We start from the raw sequence: 20558 nt of genomic DNA on the forward strand, positions 1-20558 counted from the left end.
CGCCACTCACTGCTCGTCATTTCCAAGGGCTGCTCGGCTTAGGTCGGAGGCATTTGCGGAGGCCGGGTGAGGATGAATGCCATAGCGGCGCAGCTTGGCATAGACGGTGCTCTTGGCGAGACCGAGCGCTGAGGCGGCGGCTGCCACATTGCCATCGCGCGATCGGAGCGTGCGCGCGATGAGGTCGCGTTCGGACGACTCGGCCAGCGAGAAGTCCTGTTCGCCTCCGGAGCGCAAACCGGTCTGCCGGATGAGATCGGGCAGGTCTGAAACGTCGATCACGTCGCCGCCGCTGATCAGCATGACACTCTCGACCAAGTTGCGCAGTTCGCGCACATTGCCCGGCCAATCGTGACTCTGCAGACACGCCAGCGCATCTACGGCAAAACGGCGATCGCCGAGGCCGTAGCGCGCCCTGGCCTGGGCAATAAAGTGATCGACCAGCATCGGAATATCATCCGGCCGCTCCCGCAGCGGAGGTACGACGACCGGGACGACCGCGAGGCGGTAGTACAGGTCCTTGCGGAAGCGCCGTTCGTTGACCTCGGTCTGCAAGTCGCGGTTGGTTGCCGCGATGAGGCGGAAGTCCACCTTGCGCGCCATGGTTTCGCCGATGCGGTTGATCTCACCGTTCTCCAGCGCGCGCAGCAACATGGGCTGAAGGTCGATCGGCAATTCGCCGATCTCGTCGAGGAAGAGAGTCCCGCCTGACGCGGCCTCGATCTTTCCGGCGGAACCGCCGCGACGTGCGCCGGTGAAAGCGCCCTCCACATAGCCGAACAATTCGCTGGCGAGCAGTTCGCGCGAGACGCTTCCGCAATTGACGACGACGAAGGGACGCTCGTGCCGAGGCGATGCCGCATGCATGCCTTGGGCAAAGACTTCCTTGCCGACGCCTGTTTCGCCCAGCAGAAGGACAGGCGCCGAAGTTGCCGCCACGCGACGGCATGTCTCGACCACCGCATGCATCTTTGCACTGCCGTGGACGACGCTCGCGAATGCGTTCGACCCCCCGCGCGCGATCGGCGGGAGGCTCCTGTTGGCCGCCGCCGGCTTCGGCGCCACCATGATCGTGCCGAGGTGCTCACCCTCATGGATCACCGGCCGCAGCCATTCTTCCTTGATCCAGGCCGGACGAGAGACGCCGCGATCATCGCTGGTCCCGAGTTGGGGAAAATCAGGCTGGCTCCGCGGCGCGCCGAGATCGCGCATGATCTGCGCCATCTCGCCATTGGCCTTGAAGGGACGCCCGACGCTATCGAACAACACCGTGTGGTGCCGATCTGTGGCAGGCAGCATCCAGAAGCACTGATCGAGAAGCCGATAGCGGGCGTCCATCTCCATCTGGAGCAACTGCGCCTCGATGCGGGCCGCCGCCGAGATCGCCAGCGCGAGGGCTTGTCGCCCGTAGGAATCGGACAGTCCGGAAATGTCGATCGCCCCGATCACCGCGCCGTCGATGGGATCGCGGATCACGGAAGCCGAGCAGGTCCAGCGCTGGATGCCCGAGCAGAAATGTTCGGTGGCATGGACCTGGATCGCCTGGCCGGTTTGCAGCGCCGTGCCGATCGCGTTGGTGCCGCAGGTCGCCTCGCTCCAATTGCTGCCGGGCAGCAGGTGGGTCTTCTCCACGGCATTGCGCAGCGCCAGACGGGTGTCGCCTTCCAGGCGCAGCACGACGCCATCGACATCGGTCAGCACCATCACCGTACCGGTCTCGCGCATATAGTCGCGCGCCAGCGCCATGGTGGAAGCGCCGGCGTGGACCAGGCGCGTGCGCTTGTCGAGCAGGCGGTGCAGCCGCTCGTCATTCATTGGCCTCGGCGCCTGGCTCAGGCGATAGTCCACGGCCGATTTCCGGCTCCGCCGCCAGGAATCGTCGATCGCCGGTCGAACGACCTGCCCGCCGACGCCGGTCCCGGACATGAAGCGTTCCCAACTCGTCAGGATGTCGCGTTCAATGCCTGGATTTGCAAAGGCTTCCTCTGGCGTCTGCCCCAACACGCTTCCTCCTTTGACGCGCTGAGTGGCCCACGAGTCGTCTTGTTCTGGTTGTCGTGGCGAGTCTTCTTGTCTTGGCGGACCCGGGGTTTTGTCGGCTGAGTTTGAGACCATTCCGTGCCAACGCGCAACTGATAACGGGCTCGCCGTGCAACTTTGGTGCGCCTCCGGCCGCGAAAGCGGAGGCGCACACATTACCTTAGTCCATTGAGGCGCTTACGCCGCCTTGCGCCGGTGCAGGGTGTCGTAGAAGGCGGTCTCGAAGCGCATATAGCCGGTGAACGAAGCCGGATCGCCGAACGGCAGGATCTGGGTCGCCCAATAGCCGCCGAAGCCATTCTGTCGGTCGATCCAATAGAACAGGTTCGCAAGGCCCGCCCAGCCGAGTGCACCTGCGGGTCGGCCCGTCGGAGCTTCCTCGTCATTGACCATGAACGTGAATGCCCAGGATTTCGATTGCCCCGGGAAGAACTCGGCGTCGTTGGAGAGCGATTTGATCACGCCCGGCAGCGCCGTCACCTTGAGATCGCCGAGCTGGTTCTTTTCCGCCATCTTGACGGTCTCCGGCTTGAGCACGCGGCCGTGCGGTCCGTTGCCGTCGTTCAGCCACATCCTGATAAAGCGCATGTAGTCGCCGACGGTGCTGTAGAGGCCATGCCCGCCCATATGGACCTCGGGACTGGCAGGCAATTCGAAGTCCATCGGGGTCAGCGAGCCATCGGCGTTGCGGGCGTGCATGCCAGCGAGCTTGCTGCGCACGGCATCATTGATCTCGAACGTCGTGCTCGCCATTCCGAGCGGCTTGAAGATGCGCTCGGCGAAGACCTCGCCGAGCCGTTTGCCGGTAATGCCCTCGACGACCTGCCCGACCCAATCAATGTTCGTTCCGTACTCCCACTTCGAGCCGGGATCGAACAGAAGCGGCGTCATGATCGAGGCCTTGGACGACGTGATAACGCTCGGCTGTCCGTGCTCGGTGGCGAGGCGCAGATAGTTCTCGTTGAAGAAGTCGTAACCGAAGCCGCCGACGTGCAGCAGCAGCATGCGCGTGGTTACGTCGCGCTTCGGCGCGCGCAGCCTGGGCTGGCCCTTGGCGTCGAAGCCGTCGATCACCTGCAGCTTGCCGATATCGGGCGCATACTTCCTGGCGGGAGCATCGAGGTCGAGCTTGCCCTCTTCGATGAGCTGCAGGGCGGCGGTGCCGGTCATCGCCTTGGTGGTCGAGAAGATGGCGAAGCTCGAGTCGGTCGTCATCGCCTCAGGTCTGTCGGTGCGGCGCTTGCCTGCGGCGCCCTCGTAGATGTTGCCATTGCGGTCCGTCACCATCGCGACCACGCCCGGGACACCCGGCCCGCTCGTGACGGTCTCGTTGAGGATTGCGTCGGCGTCTACAGCGAATTCCTTGCACATATATGTCCTCCGTTGAATTTTGGCAGATGCGAAAAGGAGGGCCGCGCTCACGGGGAACGCTCGCGCGACCCTGTGTCATTCACTGCTTGGCAAAGCCCGGATAGGCCGAGGAGGCGACTTCATCGCACTTCTGGCGATACGTTCCGACGCCGCCGATATAGGACAGCAGACGCCGCGGCTTGCCCTCGACATTCGAACCCATGTACCAGGACTGCGTCTTGGTCACGAGGGTCGTGTTCGCGATCTCGTCGTGATGCGCGACCCAGGCGTCCTCCGTCTCCTTCGTGGGTTCAATGACGCTCAGATGGTTCTTCTTGAGATACGCGATGCAATCGCTGATCCACTCGACCTGCTGCTGAAGGCATGTCGTCATGTTGCAGAGCGCTGTCGACGGCGCCAGCGGCGCGCCGGTCGTGAAAAGATTCGGGTAGCCGTGGACCTGAAGCCCCATCGTGGTGCGGATATCGCGGCTCCACTCGTCCTTCAGCGAACGGCCGTCGCGACCGCGGATGTCGATGCGGGTGAGTGCGCCCGTGCCGGCGTCGAAGCCGGTCGCCAGGATGATGACGTCGAAATTGTACGACGTGCCATCGGTGAGCTCGATGCCCTGCGGCGTAATCCGCTTGATCGGGTTGTTCTTGACGCTGACCAGCTCGACATTCGGCTGGTGATAGGCCTCGAGATAGTTGGTCTCGAGCGGAACGCGATGCGTGCCGAAGCCGTAATCGGTCGGAATCAGCGTCTCGCAGAGCTTGGGGTCCTTCAGGCGCGCGCGCATCTTGTTGCGGACGAATTCCGAGATCTCCTCGCTGACCTCCTCCTCGAAGAACATCTCGACAAATGAAGCGAGCCACAGCCGGAGCGAGCCTTCATCCCAGATCTTCTCCAGCACGGCGTGACGCTGCTCGGGCGTGAGATCCTTCCAGGCACCATTGGTGAAGTCGTATTCGAAGCCCGTGAAGGAATGAGGCAGAACCTTGCGGAATTCCTCGAGCCGCGCCTTGTAGGCCTCGACCTCTTTCGGCCCGTATTTCGGGTTCTTCATCGGAATGATGTATTGCGGCGTGCGAACGAACACCTTCAGACTGCCGACCTCGCCGGCGATGGTCTGGATGACCTGAATGCCTGTGGCACCATTGCCGACCACCGCGACGCGCTTGCCGGCGAGGTCGAGCCTCTCCTTCGGATAGCGCCCGGTGTGAACGAGGGTGCCCTTGAACGTCTCCTGTCCGGGAAACACTGAGGTCAGCGCTGCGGACAGCATACCGGTGCAGGTGATCAGGAATTGCGCGTCGATGACTTCGCCCTTGTCGGTCGTGATCGTCCAGCGCTGCGTCGCCTCGTTGAAGACGGCACTCGTGACCGTCGTTGAGAAGCGGATGTCCTTGCGCAGGTCGAGCTTGTCGGCGACGTAGTTGAGCCACTTTTCGATCTCGGGCTGGCCGGGGAAGCGTTCGCTCCAGCTCCAGCCTTTGTAGAGCTCTTCCGAGAACAGATACTGATAGATGTAGGCCTCGGAGTCGAAGCGCGCGCCGGGATAGCGATTCCAGTACCAGGTGCCGCCGACGCCGGTTGCGGTGTCGACCGCCTTGACCTTGAGGCCCAGCTCGTCGCGCAGCTTATAGAGCTGGTAGAGACCGGCCACACCGGTGCCGATCACCACCGCATCGAGGCTCTCCCGCCGATGCGCGCCATTGGTCTTGTTCTCACTCATGCATTCCTCCCAATCTCGTTTGTTGTCCTCCTCCCGCCAAAGGCGTGAGATGAGATTGGGAAACGCAGATAGTGTGCCAACTCCGATGCCTGGCTCTAAGCGATTGCGATGATTGAGTTATGGTCTGTCGGCCGCGATGCTGCAGGTTCGAAATTCGAACCGGAGGCGACGGGCGAGGCCGAAATTCGATCGAGCCTCGCCAAACGCCGTCACACTGCACGTTCGCCTTGTGGCGCTCATGCAGACGAACCGGCAACCGTCTGCTTCAGCCCGAACGGAAAATCGCGAAGGAGCTTGGCCGAGGACCGTTGCGCTGCATCGAACAAGCGGCTTTGCCGTCATCGCGGCGTAGCGTCGCAAATTGCGGAGACAACAAGGATTCGGCGGAAAATGGCGCGCCACTCAGAACAAAGCTGTGAACTCTTATGTGATTAAAGTCGCTTTGTAACATAAATCCACGCTGTCAAAACTCGACTTGCGCAGATAGTCTAGTGGCGGCAGCTATCATATCCTTGGCGCTCGACACGATAAGCTTGGGGCCACACGCAGCCACAAGCCATACGCATTGCCGCGAGGGAGTTTGTGCATGTCAGCAGAGATGCCGAACATACGTCGGGTGCAAGGGTATTGCAGTCTGTGCATCGCCCGCTGCGGTACGGTCGCCACGGTGACGGATGGCCAATTCACACGTCTGGACCCCGATCCGACCCACCCCACCGGCGCGGCTATTTGTGCCAAGGGCCGAGCGGCGCCCGAACTGGTTTATCACAAGGACAGGCTGAAGCGACCGCTGCGTCGAACGCGACCAAAAGGCGACGCCGATCCGGGATGGGAGGAAATATCGTGGGATGCGGCACTCGACCAGATCGCCGCCGCCATGCGGCGTATCGCCGAGCAGCATGGGCCTGAGGCGGTCGCGTTCAGTCAATCATCGCCTTCGACGACCGCGATTGCGGATTCGGCTGCCTTCGTTACGAGGCTGATGAATGCATTTGGGACCCCGAACTTCTTGTCCGGGGTCGAGCTGTGCGGCTGGGGACGCGGCTTTGCGACGCGCTACGTGTTCGGCGTCGGCAGCGTTGCGACCAACACCGGCGGCGCGATGGCCGACATTGCCGAGTCCGGCTGCCTGATCCTGTGGGGCTACAATCCATCCTTTACACGCATTACGCATGCGACCGCGACGGTCGCCGGGCTGAAGCGCGGAATGAAGTTGATCGTGATCGATCCGCGCCACGCCGGGCTTGCCAACAAGGCCGACGTCTGGCTGCGCCTGCGCCCCGGAACCGACGGCGCGCTCGCGCTGGGGCTCGCCAACATCATGATCGAGCGCGGATGGTACGACGAGTCGTTCGTCCGCGCGTGGAGCAACGGACCGCTTCTGGTTCGCTCCGACACCGGCAGGTTGCTCAGGACAGAAGATCTAGCCTCCGGCGGACAGGGACAGTTTGTCGCCTGGGACTGCGGATCCAACCAAGCCGTCAACTACGATCCGGCGATTGGCCGCTACGAGGGACAAACTCAGCAACTTGCCTTGCGAGGCGAATACATTGTCGCAACCAAAGACGACCCGATCTCCTGTCGGCCCGTGTTCGATCGCTACGCGGCACTGTGCAGCAAATATTCCCCCGAAGTGATCAAGACGACATGCTGGATCCCTCCCGATCAATTGGAGCAAGCGGCTCGGACCATCTGGCACGCCCGGCCTGTTTCTTATTATGCGTGGAGCGGACACGAGCAACATGCCAACAGCACGGACACGGCGCGCGCGATGGCCATGCTCTATGCCTTGACCGGCAGCTTCGATGCAGCCGGCGGCAACGTGCTGTTCCCTGCGGTGCCGACGGCTTCGATCACCGGAGAGAACCTGCCTGCGGCAAAACAACGAGCTCCTGCAATCGGGTTTACTGAGCGTCCGCTCGGGCCTGGGCGCTGGAACCAGGTCTCGCCCCACGATCTTTACCGGGCTGTTCTCGAAGGCACTCCCTATCCCGTTCGGGGACTCATCGGTTTCGGTTCAAATCTATTGCTCGCTCACGGCGATCCGGTGCGCGGACGGGCTGCGCTCGCCGCTCTCGATTTTTACGCCCATGCCGATCTGTTCATGACGCCGACGGCAGCGCTTGCGGATATTGTGCTGCCTGTGGCGTCCTGCTTCGAACGCGAAGCGCTCAAGATTGGCTTCGATATCAGCGCGGAGGCGCAATCGCACGTCCAGCTTCGGCCGGCCATCGTCGCCCCACCCGGCGAAGCACGGTCCGACACCGATATCGTATTTGGCCTTGCCGCGCGTCTCGGCCTCGGCGAGCATTTCTGGAACGGCGATGTCGACGCCGCCTACCGGCAGCAACTTGGCCCAAGCGGCATCACGCTGGAGCAGCTTCGCGCGCATCCTGCGGGGGTACGGAAACCGCTAACGACGCAGCACCGCAAATACGCCGAGCGCGATGACAAGGGAAACCCGCGCGGTTTCCCGACGCCGTCGCGGAAGGTCGAATTCTGGTCAGAAACCTTCCTTGATCACGGCTATTCGGCCATGCCGGATTTTGTCGAGCCCTCGATCGGTCCGGTCGCGCGCCCCGATCTGGCTACGTCTTTCCCCTTGATCCTGACATGTGCGAAACCGAGCCTCTTTTGTCAGACCCAGCATCGTGCGCTGCCGGGGCTGCGCAAGCGCGCATCGAATCCGGAGATCGAGCTCAATCCCGCGACGGCCTCGGCACGCGGCATCAGAAACGGCGATTGGGTCGACGTGCGCACCCCGGCCGGCGGAATGCGGGCGCGAGCGCGCTTCAATGACGAGCTCGATCCGCGCGTCGTCGTCGGCGAGCATGGCTGGTGGCAGGGTTGCGATGAACTGGGAGTTGGCGATCGCGATCCATTCGGTCCTGATGGCACGAACTTCAACCTGATGGTCGACGCCAGCGTCCGCGATCCCGTCAGCGGCACGCCATCGCATCGCTCCAACCTTTGCGAAGTCCGGCCGGTGCGGGAAGCTCGTGCAGAAGAGCGCTAGGCCTACGTCGAACGATCAGTCACGCGACGCTGAGGCCGGGATCGTATGGGATCGTAGAACAGCGCGCAAAATCGCAGCATGGCGCTCCCTAGGGGACTTTAGGCTCCTAGCGAGATCAAAGACTTAGAGGACGGTGGGACAGAAAACGGTTCTAGGGAATCGTTATCGTTTCTAGCGCGACTGTCTCACCAGCGGCACCCCAAAAGGCGCCGCAAAGGGGTGGAATTCGACATGACTGAGACTGCAAACGGAGGCCTCCCCGAGGCCGCCGCAAAACCCGTTTCCGCTGCCGTGAGCGGCAAGGGGCAAGACTTCAACGACATGCTGGCGAGCGCCGAGCCGGGTCGGATCGCCGACCTGGTCGATTACGGCGATAACCTCGGCGACGCCGACGACCTGGGCGGCTTTGTAGATGGCGCCAGGGAGGTCCAAGACGCGCAATCCGCGTCTCCCCGTTCCTGGGGCTTCGATGTCGCGGAAATCAACCGTAGCTATGCCCTGGCGATCTGGGGCGGCAAGGCGGTGGTGGTGAACGAACAGCCGTCCGGCCCGGTCAATGACCGGGTGCGGGTGATGATGTTCGAGTCGATGAATTCTTGGTTCGGAAACCGATTCACGGAAACGGTCGGCTCGGACGGCAAGATTCGGGCTGCGACCTGGGCAAAGGCCTGGCATTCGCATCCGGATCGGCGGTCATACGACGGAGTCGAGTTTTGGCCGAACCCGGACGGAGCCAAAGGCACACCAGGCTATCTGAATTTCTGGCGCGGTTTCGACGTGGCGCCTTCGCCGACGGGATCGTACAAGACCTTTCGCGACCATCTGCTCACGAACGTCTGCGACGGCAACGTCGAGCTATTCAACTACGTCTTTGGCTGGATGGCGCATATCGTGCAGAAGCCGCGCGAGCGGCTTGGCACCGCGATCGTGCTGCGCGGCCGGCGGGGAACCGGCAAGAGTAAGGTTGGCGAGGTGCTAGGGTCACTGTTTTCGTCGCACTATTTCCAGGTGGATGACGCCCGATACATCACGGGCCAATTCAATGCGCACATGGCGAGTTGCTTGCTGCTGCAGGCCGATGAAGCGGTGTGGGCTGGCGACAAGGCGGCTGAGGGACGGCTCAAGGGATTGATCACGAGCGAAATGCAGATGATCGAATCCAAGGGCGTCGATCCGATCCGCTTGCGCAATTTCGTTCGCGTGATCATGTCGTCGAACGAGGGTTGGGTTGTGCCTGCTGGAATGGATGAGCGCCGGTTCGTCGTTCTCGACGTTAACCCGCGGTGCGCCCAAGATCGCGCATACTTCGCTGAAATGGATGAGGAGTTGAAGAACGGCGGGCGCGAGCGGCTGCTTCACGACCTCCTGACATTCGACTTGACTCAGGTCGACTTGTGGCACCTCCCGCAAACTCAAGCCTTGCTGGATCAAAAGGTTCGATCGCTCGATACGATCGATGACTTTTGGTTCAATCGTCTAGACGACGGCAGCGACTGGCCCAAGCAGATCACCTGCGCTGATCTTTACGGGGAATATCTCAAGGCAGCGTCACAGATTGGCGTCGGTCGGAAGCGCGGCCAGGCTGAGTTTGGTAAGCGCCTCGCCAAGCTAGTGCCGGGGCTCCGCAGATACCGGCCTGCAATCGAGGTTGCACCCGGCGTGACAAAGCAGGTCTGGTGCTACGAGATTCCGCCACTAAGTGAATGCCGCGCGGCATTTGACGAATTGCTCGGCCAACCCGTCGATTGGCCGGCGCTTCCCCCGGGAGAGGGCGAGCGAGCGCAGCATGTGCCGGATGACGACGATATTCCCGTCTAGGGGATATCCTAGGCCATCCTAGCGCATCCGGGCATGCGGAATTCAAGAAATCACTGCAGCACAGGCACAAATCCTAGGTATCCTAGGAATCCTAGTCGCGCGCGCGTAGGCAAACCAAGCCGGTCTCAGGTCGTCCTGCTCGGCTAGTTTTTTCCTGACTTCCAATAATTCATGGATTCCTAGGATACCTAGGATTTGTGCCTGTGCCGCAAGGGTTTCTTGAAATCCTAGCGCCGCCCGATGCCTGGATATCCAGGATATCAAACATCAAACTCGGATCAACCTATCGGTTCTGCCGTCAACGTCGCTTTAGGCGACCTTGGCGGCGGAGCCTTTCTTTTTGAGGAACTACCAGTGAGCAAACTAACCGCCGAACAAATCGCCTTCGCGAAAACTATGTCGATCAAACAGCGCTCTGTTCTCAGAACGTTGGATAACTTCCCGTTCTATTTGAGCGCGAGCGAGCGGGCCGACCGCGAAATTGACGACCTGTTCCGAAACAAGCTTGTGCAGTGCTGCCACTATGACAGCCCGGCGGGGAGCCCTCGTGCCCTTCCAGCCTGGGGGGTGACGCAGGCCGGCAAGGCCGTTGTTGCCAGGCTGGAAAAGGGACAGCTCTAAGCGGCGGGTCCTTCCCAGGCCGGCACCCGCCTACGGCACAAGGGCGCCCCGAAAACGCTCTAGCTGCAAATTTTTGAAATTGGGTTGACGCGGTTGCATTGACGCGACCGGGGGTTGACCACGCGAACGAAAGGAACACTCGATGTCTACCATCCTTGAAGCCTTGGCCGTCATTAAAGCCAAAGACCAGACCGGCAACGCGCTCGAGTCCGTGACGCAAAAGGTCAACCGCATGTCGCGCGCCTGGTCGGCGCTATCCCGCGACATCGAAAAGCACGTCGCGCTCGGCCAGAAGGCGGAGGTGCAGGCCTCGCGCCTGGCGCGCGCCGGCCAGGCGATCAGCACTGGCGCCAAGATGGCGAGCGCGGTCGCCGGCGCCTATGCTGGCTCAAGCGCGGCGCGCCTGGTCGCAACGCACCTGGCAAAATCCGGCGCTGATCGCGGTCATGAGGAGGTGCGCATGCGCGCCGCCGGCATGACCGACCAAGAGGTCAAAGAAGCCGAGGAGTTGGCGCGCGCGACCAGCGCGAAATACAAGTCGATTTCGACAACTGAGATCATGCACTCGGCGCGCAACATTCGATCGGTCGTCGGCACTTTTGAGGAGGCGACCAAGATCATTGACCCGCTGATGAAGTTGCGAGTCGTCGCGCAAGGTGCTCACCCGGAAAAGGCCGAGGAGCTAGGCGAGGATTTCGACAAGCTGATCAAAGGTATGGAAATCAAGGGCGTGACGCAGGATCACGCCAAGTTCGAGCACTATATCGACAACATGGCGAAAGCCGTGAACGTGTTCGGCGATACACTGCGGCCGACCGACTTTTACGAAATGTTCAAGTATGGGCGCGCAGCAACGAATGCGCTCGGCGATGAGTTCATGCTCAAGACGGCGCCGACGCTGGCGCAGGAGTTGGGCGGATCGTCGGCAGGTAAAGCGCTGTCGAGCTTCCACACTCAATTCGTCGGCGGCAAGATGTCGAATAAGGCCGTCGACATGCTCAACAAATACGGCCTGGTTGACCAGTCGAAGGTGATCCGCACCACCACGGGCGCCGTTAAGGGCGTGCTGCCTGGCGGCATCATCGGCGGCGAATATCTGAAGCCTGGGCAAGAGGACCCTTACGCCTGGACTAACAAGGTGCTGTTGCCGCACCTGGCGCAAAAGGGCGTCACCGATCCGGCGGAAATCCAGGAGGCAATTAGCGCGATGGCGTCGCAGCAGACGACCGCGCAAATGATGAGCATTTTCGCCACACAGCAAAAGCGCATTGAGAAGGATTGGGACCTGATCCAGAAGGCGCACGGCATCAGTGCGGCCGACGAATATCTCAAGAGCGATCCGAAGGTCGCGCAAGAGGCGGTCAAAAAGCAATTCGACAACTACATGGGCGAGACGGCCAAGCCTTTCGTCGGCCCCGCAACGACCAGCATGAATTGGCTGGCGTCGGGCCTCAACTACATGTCGGACTACGCCAGGCAGAATCCAGGGCATCATGCCGCGGCCACTGCCTGGGGTACAGCGATGGGCGGCGCGCTTAGCGCTGATACCGCGCAATCGATGTTCGGGAAGATCTTCGGCAAGGGCGGAGGCAGCTTCCTGTTGAGCAAGGTCGTGGCCACGATGGCGCCGATGCTCGCGATCGCTCAACTCGGCAGCGATGTCGTCACCGACGACGATATCGCGCGCTTGAAGCGATATGAGGCCGGCCCGCGCTCACGGTTCGACGCCTTGAAAGCAATCGACGACTCGGAAAGGGCGGCCGACATCTACGGCCACGATGATCCGGTATACGACGCGCAACTCAGGGCGATGAATGCGGCCAAACGCGCCAAGATCGAAAGCGAGTTGACCGATCTCGGCTTCGCGCCGGCCGGCACGCCTGGGCGCGGCATGATGGCAGGAAGCTATACCATCGACGATTTGCAGCGAGCGCTCGGTATTGGCGGCGACAGGGAGCCCGCGAAGGCTGAAATTGTCGGGAACGCTACGCTCGAAACGACCGTGAGAGTTGAGCCGTCGCCGGATTTCCTCGCCAAGGTCGATCAGCGCGTCGACAACAAGATCAACGCCTTCCGCAGTTCTGGCGCCGGCGCGTCAGGCTCAACCGGCTCGACCGGCCGGAGCATGCCGGAAGCGACGGCCCCGATGTGATACAATCAATTTGGATTCGGAATTGAGGTGATGCTTATGGCTTTGGCGCCAGAGGATATGCGGTTCGCTTTGGATGACGCGCGCCGCCGGCATACGGCGGTCGTTGACCAGATAGCTGCGAACGATCGCCAAGCGCTTGGTTTCCTCCAATTGTACGTGGCGCTGGCTGGAGGCTCCCTTTCAGGCGGTGCGGCGATCGCGCTTTCGGGCGCCAACACTTTCCCGAAGGCTCTCGGCTATGGACTTTTTGGCTTTGCCGTCCCGTTGATTCTCGGCGCGATGTTTTGCATGGCCTCCATCTGGCCCAGCAACATCAGCCTACCTGGACGCAAGCCTGACTTTTGGATATGGGCAAACGAGGTTACGGCGGAGAAGGCATATCTGGCCTATCTCGAAAATCTCGCCATCAAGGAAGCGCAGAACACACGCCTCAATATCAAACTCTCGCGGTTGATGCTTATCGCAAAGGCCCTGGGCGTCGCCGCGCCTGTGGTTGCAATCATCGCAGGCGCGGCTTCCTTTTGGTTTCGTTAAAGAGCGCCGTTCACTTAATTCTAAACGGCGGCGTCTGAGTTCTTCTATTGTCCGTGTCCGGCGGTGGCTCTCTGGGCGGTGGTGGCGGCGGCGGGGGCTTCTTGTCATCAGACATCAAACATTCCCTTGTCTCTCTGGCGGCTCCTACGAATCGGGAGGCGGCAACAATTATAGACCTGTTTCGCCTGTGATTTCTTGGCTCCTCGAATCTTCCAGCCGGCAACTAGCCGATCCCGCTAGTTTATCAAAAGCCCAAACTAGCCGATCCCGCTATTGCGCGACCACAGTGAACCTGGAAATTGCTTCCTGGGTGTAGTAGCCCGCGGAATCAGAGAAAGGCGCGCCGATCGGCGCGGCGGTTTGCTCTACGCAACCGATCGAAAACCGACACAAAGCCGGCCACCGCCGCTTATGTCGGGAGGCGAACGCTATAAAACACCTTCGGGGAAAGCGTTCGAACCTGTCCTCTCTGACCAGGCTACTACCCTCCCGGCGCCAGGCCGGCACCCTGGCGATGGCTGTCGTAGGCCAAAAGACAGAGAGACTCGCTATGAAGAACCCAACCGCGCCCGGCGTGCATTATGCCACGTTCATCAATGAGGATACGGGCGAGGTGATCCCGCTCTATCTTCGTTCCCGCGAAGAGATCGACCTGGAAATCGATCATCGGATATGCCGCGATCGAGTGATCGGCCTCGATAGCACCGAGCACGAAGTGACTCGCGCCAAGTTTCATGAGGCCTTAAAGGCCCTGGCGCGGTCGCTCGCGCGCGCCGCCGCAATCGAGGATTATCGGTGCCAGAACTCGACCGTTGCGACATAGGGCGAACTCGACAATCTTGTCGGGGGACTATGGACGATGACGGGTTGCTTTACATACACCCGACCATGCGAAAGACCCGCAACGACAAACCCGCCCCTCGCCGGCGGGTTTTTGTTTTCGTGCGCTCCGGTTCGACATTTTTGTCAGGGGGTCATAGACCGGAACGGGGTGCTTGACATACACCTGATCCTGCAAAGAACCCGCAGCAGCTACACCCGCCCTCGCCGGCGGGTTTTTTGCTGGCAGCATTCACCAGGACTCCGCGCGGCATCCCCGCGCCGGGTCCTTTTTTTTGGCCGTGGCAACGGTCCTACCGCACATGTGCAGATGGAGAAAGAAACGATGATCAGAGAATTCTCACCGCAAGCGACCGCCTACGCGGTCCGTTGCAAACCCGACGCCATTCGCGACTGGCGCCGCCTGGGCCTCCTCAACGGCCTCAGTGAACGCAAGGGGAAAGGGCACCTTTTCACTGTGTCCGACGTTGCGCGAATTGCTGTCGCAGCTTTCATTGCTCGCAACGGCGCGACCCTCCGCCAGGCGTTCGAAATCGTCGATCGGCGCGGGGCCATCATCGACACCGTCGCCGCGACCGAGCGCAATGCGCCAGGCGCCGGCCAGGATTATGTGCTTACGTTCGTCGTTGATCCGGACGTTAGTTTTCCCGCGAGCATCACCAATGCTCCGATCTCGAACATCGAATTCGACGCGGAGCCGATCGGCGCCCTGCAAATCAACGTCTCACGCCTGGTTCGATCCGCACTGGAACGTCTCGTGACCTATGACAAGTGGGACGCGGGCGCCGCCGCCTAACGAGAGCCCAAGCCACTATGTCAACAAAGGAACCTGGCTTACCTGAACCGCCGGCCGACTTCGAACAGCGCTGCTCCGAGACATACAAGCGGCTCCAAGCCGGCGAGCCAATGACCATCCAGGACATCGCCGATCAACTCGGCTTGCCCTTTGAATTCCTGGGGGCGTGCCTGGCCGTCTATTCGGCAGCCGTCTACGGCGTTCCTGTCGTGATCGACTCGAGCCGACCAACCACCCACTAAAAGGAAAAATTCCTATGACGAAATCTAGGGCTCGCCGGCCTCAGCCGGCGGCAACGGATTTGCACGTCCGCCGCGCGCCGGTTCGGGCGACCACGTTCGACTCCGCGACAGGCGCTTTCTCTGCCGTGATCGCGACCGACACGCCGGTCGCGCGCCGCGATGGCGAATACGGCGATTATTTCGAAGTGTTGTCGCTCGCGCCGGCTTCCGTCCGGCTCGACCGATTGAAATCTGGTGCATCGCCGATTCTCGACTCGCATCGGTCGGGATCGGCCCGCGATCAGATCGGCGTTGTTACCGACGCCAGGATCGAGGCCGGTCAACTGGTCGCCGACGCACGTCTATCGCCTCGCGACGACGTAAAGGGCATCGCGACCGACCTCGCGGCGGGCACACCGCCGAACGTCAGCGTTGGCTATCGCGTGTACGCCAGCGTCGAGAGCCGAGACCGCGAAGGCCGGCTGATTATCACGCGCACCGATTGGGAACCGTTCGAGGTCAGCCTCGTGGCCATTCCGGCCGATCCCAAAACTCACGTCCGAAATCAGAAAGGAATCTCTATGCCTAAGAAGCACACCATTCGTCCCACCGATTCTCACGAGGGCGATCACGACGCCGACACCGTCGTCGCGCAGCGCGGCGAAACCGGCCAGGACAATCTCTTGTCTCGCGACGCAATCGCTATCCTCGACCACGCGGCGGCCCGCGGCATGTCGGTTGAATTTGCTCGGCAGCACATTGCCGAGGGCTCGACCATTCATGAATTTCGGCTTGCGGTGCTCGATGAAATGGCCGAACGCGCATCCCGCCTTCACATCAATAGCCGCACTGACAGCAGCGCGACGTTCGATAATCCGGACTTCACAGCTCGCATGGTTGGCGATGTGCTGTATGCCCGCATGACCGGCACGCGACCCGAGGGCGCAGCAGCGGAATTGGCCGGCAAGTCGCTGCTCGATCTCGGCGCGATGATGTTGGAGCAGCGCGGAGAGCGCCCGAATTGGCGCAACCGGGATCAATTGGCGAATCAGATTCTGACGCGCGCCGGCGATATGACCACGTCGGACTTCCCGAACCTCCTGACCGCGAGCGGCCACAGGGTTCTCAACCAGTCTTATCAGGTGGCGCAGACTCCGCTGCTCCAGCTTTGCAAGCGGCGCGATGCCGTCGACTTCCGCGCTTTGACTCAGGTCAAGCTGAGCGAGGCTCCCCGCCTGCTTGAAGTCAAGGAAAGCGGCGAGGTGAAGCATGGTGCGCGTTCGGAATCGGCCGAGTCGTTCAAGCTCAAGACTTATGCGCGCATCTTTTCAATCTCGCGCCAGGCGATCGTGAATGACGATCTTGGCGCCTTCGCGGACAGCGCTAGCGCGTTCGGCCGCGCCGCTGCTCAAACCGAGTCCGACTTGCTGGTGAGCCTGCTCACGGCCAACAGCGGGAACGGCGCCAATCTTGCTGACAACGTCGCGCTGTATGATGCGGCGCACGGCAACAAAGCCGCCGCCGCCGGCGGAATCGGCATTTCGACGTTGTCTGATGGCCGCCAGGCAATGCGAAGCCAAAAGGACATCGACGGCAAGACGTTGATTTCCGTGAGCCCGAAATACCTGGTTGTCGGCAGCCAGATCGAAACCATTGCCGAGCAGTTCTTGCATACGATCTCCGCTGTCGACTCAACCAAGGTGAACCCCTTCGGCGGAAAGCTGACGTTGCTGGTCGAGCCGCGTCTTTCCGGGCTGGCTTGGCGCCTGTTCTGCGATCCGGCGGAAGTGGCGTGCCTGATGGTGGCGTATCTCAACGGTGCCGACGGCCCGATGGTCGAGCAGCGCCTCGGATGGGACGTGCTCGGTTTGGAAATTCGCGCCGTGCTCGACGTGGGCTTCGGCCTGAATGACTTCCGGGGCACCTACCTGAACCCTGGCGCCTAACAAATACTGCGAGCAAGCAAACCCAAGAGGGTGTCGCGGCCTTCATCCGGTAGCAGAAAGCTATCCTCCCCGGCTTGCTCGCAGAGTCATGAGCGGGGCCAAGGATAGCACCAAGGCCGCATTTTCCTTTCCAGGCTAGATCACATGCTCGACGAAAAACCGTCTGCGCGCCGCAGCAGCACGTTGCCGCTGTCGTTGCCGCCGCGAGGCTTATCGCGTGTTCAAGCCGCTGAGTACATCGGGGTCAGCCCCTCGACGTTTGACAAAATGGTCGCCGAGGGCGACATGCCCGCGCCCAAGAAGATCAGGGGGCGGGTGATTTGGGATCGCAAACAGCTTGACTGCGCCTTTGACGCATTCGACGATGGCGGCGAAAATCCATGGGATTGAATTCGGTTTCCAGCATGCGCGTGCCGCTTAAGTACATTTGCGAGGATGTCGATCGGCACGGCAACGTGCGCTGCTACGTCCGCGCACCAGGGAAACGAAAGGTGCGCATTCGCGCGCTGCCTGGCACGCCCGAATTTATGGACGAATATCAAGCGGCGATCGCAACAGCCGCCGAGGCACCTTTGCGCCAGGCCGACGCCGCAAAGAAAGGATCGTTCCGCTATCTCTGCATTCGCTACTACGGGAGTTCGGCCTACAAGGCTTTGGACATCAGCACGCGCAATTGGCAGCGTCGAGCCCTCGACGAGATCGCCGGCGAGCATGGAGCGAAGCCGATTGCGATGATGCAGCCTCGGCACGTGCGGCGGATGCGCGACGCAAAGGCTACAACGCCGGCCGCCGCTAATCAGCTCGTGAAGGCATTGCGGGCCTTATTCTCCTGGGCAAACGAGGCGGAGGAAACGACCGTGAATCCGACGGTCGGAGTGAAAAAGCTGAAATATCGGTCGGAGGGCCATCACACTTGGACCGATGAAGAGATTCAACAGTATTACGTGCGGCACCCGCTCGGCACGAAAGCGCGGCTTGCGCTCGATTTGCTGCGCTATACGACGGGGCGGCGCGAGGATGCGCCGCGCCTCGGCCGACAACATACGCGCGACGGCCGAGTCCGCTTCCGCCAGGCAAAGAATGAGCATCGCAACCCGATCGACATCGATATGCCGCTGCACCCGGCGTTGGCCGAAAGCATCGCGGCGGCCAAGGTTGGCACCAATATGACGTTTCTACTCACCGAGTTCGGCAAGCCATTCACGGCGAATGGATTCGGGAACAAGTTCAAGGATTGGTGCCGGCAAGCCGATCTGCCACACTGCTCGGCGCACGGCATTCGCAAAGCCACTTCGACGGCACTCGCAGAAGCCGGCGCAACGCCACACGAGATCATGGCGATTACCGGCCATCAGACCTTGGAGGAGGTAGAGCGCTACACGAGGGCGGCGAGCCGAAAGAAGACGGCCGACAAAGCCATGGCGAAACTTGCAGGGTGAAGATGACCTAGTATTTGCGAGCTCCTGCACCGAGCACCGGCTTCGGCCGGAGGTCCTTCTCGAGGCGATAGACTTCCGCCTCTATTTCTTCCGGTGAAAATTTTTTGGTGTAGGTGTGGTCTCCGTAGGTGAACACAAACGTTATTCGGCCGAAATCGCGAATGAATTCGGCACTGCTTATCCCCGCGGAGTCGGTAAGTCGTGCTCCAAGATTGAACTGTTGGCCCGCCGGGATTCCGTATCCCGTAGGCGAGACCAAATCGCCTTTGTCATTAACGACAAGGATCTGGAATTGCTTGCCTGTGATCTCCGAGCGAACGTAGCCATCTAGCGGCCGGATAAAATCGTTCGATTTATTCTGTCCCACCGCCTGGAACGATTGAATATGAACGCCATTTTCGCCGCCGCTTGCGCCGAAAATATATTGGCCTCGTAACCAAGTAATTGGACCTCCGTCATCCGGCAGCAAAATGGGCACTGAGTTGTTAGATGTTGCTGCCTTGGCTTCTCGACTTGCTTGGGGGGATCGTTGAACGTGCATCCAAACGGCGCCAGCGAGCGCGATAGCGAGACCCAGAATGACTACGTGAGAAGGCTCCAACATTTTCACCAACTGAATTGGGCGCCTCAGTTTCTCTCGAACGGAAGCGCGGTTTGTTTTGTTGTGGAGAGGCCAACAGAGAACGATGAGCGTAGCGAGGGAAAAAATCTCCACTCCGTTTTGGAGCGGTTTCTGCCATTCCGAACCTGGCGACAGGCTAATCATCGTCAGAGCGCAAGATACGGCGAAGCCCAGAAGGCCCCATACAGAGCTAGACCACATTCCAAAGCCCCCCGGTTGCGCGGGCCGGTAGATTCGTGCGCTAGGGGAAAGTTACCCGATCTATGCGGGCGAACGTATGGGGCACATACGGTGTCCCACTGAAAACTGAGGTGGGACAAAAAACGAAAATTATTGAGTGACTACAACGCCATAAAACGCGCGTGGCGCGCCATTCAGAACAAAACTGCGAACTCATATATCATTGAAGTTATTATATAAAATGAACACGCCTGACAAGTGGTCGAGTTTAGGAAGCGAGTGCTTCCCGAACAAGTACCGGGGCTTGTGAGCGGGGCGGAGCCCAATTTGGGCAGCTGTTGAGTTGCACAATTGTCGGCCGAGGGACCGAAATGTGGACACGGACATTGTGTGGTGTCCAGGGCAGCTTTTCCGAATGCCGCGAGATTTCCAGATTGTGGCCCGCGGGGGAAGCCGGTCCATCCTAATTGCGGTCCCCGGCCAAGCCCACCTTAGCGCTACGCGCCTAGATATTTCCGAAATGGGGGAACGCCGGTCTGGGGGGACTATTGCCTCTGCGGCGGCGGAAATTTTGCGAGGAGCAGGACAGTCACCATCGCGGCCGGAGCGGCGTAATGCCCGCTTAGTCGCGATCAAGCCATCCCTCCAAGCAAGAGAAATATCATGAACAGGTCGAAGCCAACCCATTTCCGCAACTCGTTGAATTTGAGAGACAAGGTGCAGGTCAAGATCCTGCGCAAGCGGCTCAAGCTGACGGATGAGCAGTTTAGCAGCGTCCTTCGCAAATCGGGCATTTCAATCTCGGCTATCGCCAAGGAAGCCGCTACTTTGAAGTAACGAACAGCAGCGACGGGCATGAAGATAGTCTTGTCTCCATTGTCTTGCGACGCGATTGATTGTCTTTTCGATTGTCCCAGTAGCTCAATCGCGACAGATGCTTCCAGATTCGTCGGCGTATCGCCAACGATATAGCGCCCGGGCAACCGGATCACGCGGCGCGAACATGGCTGGGTTACTGACTGCCGGCCGGTCATCACTCATTGAACACCAGCCGTCCGCCTTAATGCAGATCTCGACTCGAGCGTCCCTTTGCGCTCGATACGGATTATTTGTCCCACCGTTGTGAGCTTCCGTCCATTTTGCCGCGTCGGAGGCCGTTAACTTGTCTGCATCATTCTCGCACTGCTTTGCGATCTGAATCAGACGGTCGCGGGGAAAAGCATAGTATCTCACGGCATGGGGAATCAG

At 60.7% G+C, this 20558-nt stretch carries 16 protein-coding genes; 12 read left to right on the forward strand and 4 right to left on the reverse strand.

All coding sequences use genetic code 11. The annotated features are described in order from the left end of the window. Positions 1–6 precede the first annotated feature (6 nt). The 3 genes from XH89_RS31610 to XH89_RS31620 form a co-directional block, all read right to left on the reverse strand. Positions 7–2004, reverse strand: coding sequence for a sigma-54-dependent Fis family transcriptional regulator (locus XH89_RS31610; protein WP_246767671.1), 1998 nt, complete (start codon positions 2002–2004; stop codon positions 7–9). 213 nt (positions 2005–2217) lie between these two features. Beyond that, positions 2218–3411: a serine hydrolase gene (locus XH89_RS31615; RefSeq protein WP_194464245.1), complete on the reverse strand. Its 1194-nt coding sequence runs from the start codon at positions 3409–3411 to the stop codon at positions 2218–2220. A 79-nt stretch (positions 3412–3490) separates the two neighbouring features. Further along, positions 3491–5125, reverse strand: a complete 1635-nt coding sequence (locus XH89_RS31620) for an NAD(P)/FAD-dependent oxidoreductase (RefSeq protein ID WP_194464246.1) — start codon at positions 5123–5125, stop codon at positions 3491–3493. Positions 5126–5723: 598 nt separating this feature from the next. Here XH89_RS31620 and XH89_RS31625 point away from each other — a divergent pair. The 11 genes from XH89_RS31625 to XH89_RS31670 all read left to right on the forward strand — a co-directional run bounded on the left by XH89_RS31625 (position 5724) and on the right by XH89_RS31670 (position 18508). Further along, on the forward strand, positions 5724–8141 hold the full coding sequence (locus tag XH89_RS31625) for a molybdopterin-dependent oxidoreductase (RefSeq protein WP_246767921.1): 2418 nt from the start codon (positions 5724–5726) through the stop codon (positions 8139–8141). 231 nt (positions 8142–8372) lie between these two features. Next, complete coding sequence (locus tag XH89_RS31630) at positions 8373–9959, forward strand: DUF5906 domain-containing protein (protein WP_194464248.1); 1587 nt, start codon at positions 8373–8375, stop codon at positions 9957–9959. A 354-nt stretch (positions 9960–10313) separates the two neighbouring features. Continuing rightward, positions 10314–10580: a hypothetical protein gene (locus tag XH89_RS31635; protein ID WP_194464249.1), complete on the forward strand. Its 267-nt coding sequence runs from the start codon at positions 10314–10316 to the stop codon at positions 10578–10580. Between the two features lie 460 nt (positions 10581–11040). After that, complete coding sequence (locus tag XH89_RS31640) at positions 11041–12732, forward strand: hypothetical protein (protein ID WP_194464250.1); 1692 nt, start codon at positions 11041–11043, stop codon at positions 12730–12732. Positions 12733–12762: 30 nt separating this feature from the next. Further along, positions 12763–13266, forward strand: a complete 504-nt coding sequence (locus tag XH89_RS31645) for a hypothetical protein (RefSeq protein WP_194464251.1) — start codon at positions 12763–12765, stop codon at positions 13264–13266. A 550-nt stretch (positions 13267–13816) separates the two neighbouring features. Beyond that, positions 13817–14089, forward strand: coding sequence for a hypothetical protein (locus tag XH89_RS31650; protein ID WP_194464252.1), 273 nt, complete (start codon positions 13817–13819; stop codon positions 14087–14089). A gap of 342 nt (positions 14090–14431) precedes the next feature. Further along, complete coding sequence (locus XH89_RS31655) at positions 14432–14902, forward strand: hypothetical protein (protein ID WP_194464253.1); 471 nt, start codon at positions 14432–14434, stop codon at positions 14900–14902. 110 nt (positions 14903–15012) lie between these two features. Further along, positions 15013–15144 (forward strand): hypothetical protein, encoded by a 132-nt coding sequence (locus tag XH89_RS41930; RefSeq protein WP_256440009.1) that lies wholly within the window; start codon positions 15013–15015, stop codon positions 15142–15144. Between the two features lie 125 nt (positions 15145–15269). Further along, entirely contained in the window at positions 15270–17069 is a 1800-nt protein-coding gene (locus XH89_RS31660; RefSeq protein ID WP_194464254.1) for a prohead protease/major capsid protein fusion protein, read from the forward strand. Positions 17070–17213: 144 nt separating this feature from the next. Next, complete coding sequence (locus XH89_RS31665; protein WP_194464255.1) at positions 17214–17459, forward strand: AlpA family transcriptional regulator; 246 nt, start codon at positions 17214–17216, stop codon at positions 17457–17459. Then, positions 17450–18508, forward strand: coding sequence for a tyrosine-type recombinase/integrase (locus XH89_RS31670; RefSeq protein ID WP_246767672.1), 1059 nt, complete (start codon positions 17450–17452; stop codon positions 18506–18508). Before XH89_RS31665 ends, XH89_RS31670 begins: the two co-directional genes overlap by 10 nt. Before the next feature lie 7 nt (positions 18509–18515). On the opposite strand, the gene XH89_RS31675 is transcribed toward XH89_RS31670, so the two are convergent. Then, positions 18516–19274, reverse strand: a complete 759-nt coding sequence (locus XH89_RS31675) for a hypothetical protein (protein WP_194464256.1) — start codon at positions 19272–19274, stop codon at positions 18516–18518. 699 nt (positions 19275–19973) lie between these two features. Between XH89_RS31675 and XH89_RS31680 the strand changes: the two genes are divergently transcribed. Continuing rightward, positions 19974–20147, forward strand: a complete 174-nt coding sequence (locus tag XH89_RS31680) for a DUF3606 domain-containing protein (RefSeq protein WP_080669711.1) — start codon at positions 19974–19976, stop codon at positions 20145–20147. The last annotated feature ends 411 nt before the right edge of the window (positions 20148–20558 follow it).

The organism is Bradyrhizobium sp. CCBAU 53340, assembly GCF_015291645.1.
Taxonomy (GTDB): Bacteria; Pseudomonadota; Alphaproteobacteria; order Rhizobiales; family Xanthobacteraceae; genus Bradyrhizobium.

What these genes read in the sequence shown, in the direction of transcription:
- XH89_RS31615 (WP_194464245.1), bottom strand. Translation starts at nt 3,411, where the DNA reads ATGTGCAAGGAATTCGCTGTAGACGCCGACGCAATCCTCAACGAGACC.
- XH89_RS31620 (WP_194464246.1), bottom strand. Translation starts at nt 5,125, where the DNA reads ATGAGTGAGAACAAGACCAATGGCGCGCATCGGCGGGAGAGCCTCGAT.
- XH89_RS31625 (WP_246767921.1), top strand. Translation starts at nt 5,724, where the DNA reads ATGCCGAACATACGTCGGGTGCAAGGGTATTGCAGTCTGTGCATCGCC.
- XH89_RS31630 (WP_194464248.1), top strand. Translation starts at nt 8,373, where the DNA reads ATGACTGAGACTGCAAACGGAGGCCTCCCCGAGGCCGCCGCAAAACCC.
- XH89_RS31640 (WP_194464250.1), top strand. Translation starts at nt 11,041, where the DNA reads ATGCGCGCCGCCGGCATGACCGACCAAGAGGTCAAAGAAGCCGAGGAG.
- XH89_RS31645 (WP_194464251.1), top strand. Translation starts at nt 12,763, where the DNA reads ATGCTTATGGCTTTGGCGCCAGAGGATATGCGGTTCGCTTTGGATGAC.
- XH89_RS31650 (WP_194464252.1), top strand. Translation starts at nt 13,817, where the DNA reads ATGAAGAACCCAACCGCGCCCGGCGTGCATTATGCCACGTTCATCAAT.
- XH89_RS31655 (WP_194464253.1), top strand. Translation starts at nt 14,432, where the DNA reads ATGATCAGAGAATTCTCACCGCAAGCGACCGCCTACGCGGTCCGTTGC.
- XH89_RS41930 (WP_256440009.1), top strand. Translation starts at nt 15,013, where the DNA reads ATGACCATCCAGGACATCGCCGATCAACTCGGCTTGCCCTTTGAATTC.
- XH89_RS31665 (WP_194464255.1), top strand. Translation starts at nt 17,214, where the DNA reads ATGCTCGACGAAAAACCGTCTGCGCGCCGCAGCAGCACGTTGCCGCTG.
- XH89_RS31670 (WP_246767672.1), top strand. Translation starts at nt 17,450, where the DNA reads ATGGGATTGAATTCGGTTTCCAGCATGCGCGTGCCGCTTAAGTACATT.
- XH89_RS31675 (WP_194464256.1), bottom strand. Translation starts at nt 19,274, where the DNA reads ATGATTAGCCTGTCGCCAGGTTCGGAATGGCAGAAACCGCTCCAAAAC.
- XH89_RS31680 (WP_080669711.1), top strand. Translation starts at nt 19,974, where the DNA reads ATGAACAGGTCGAAGCCAACCCATTTCCGCAACTCGTTGAATTTGAGA.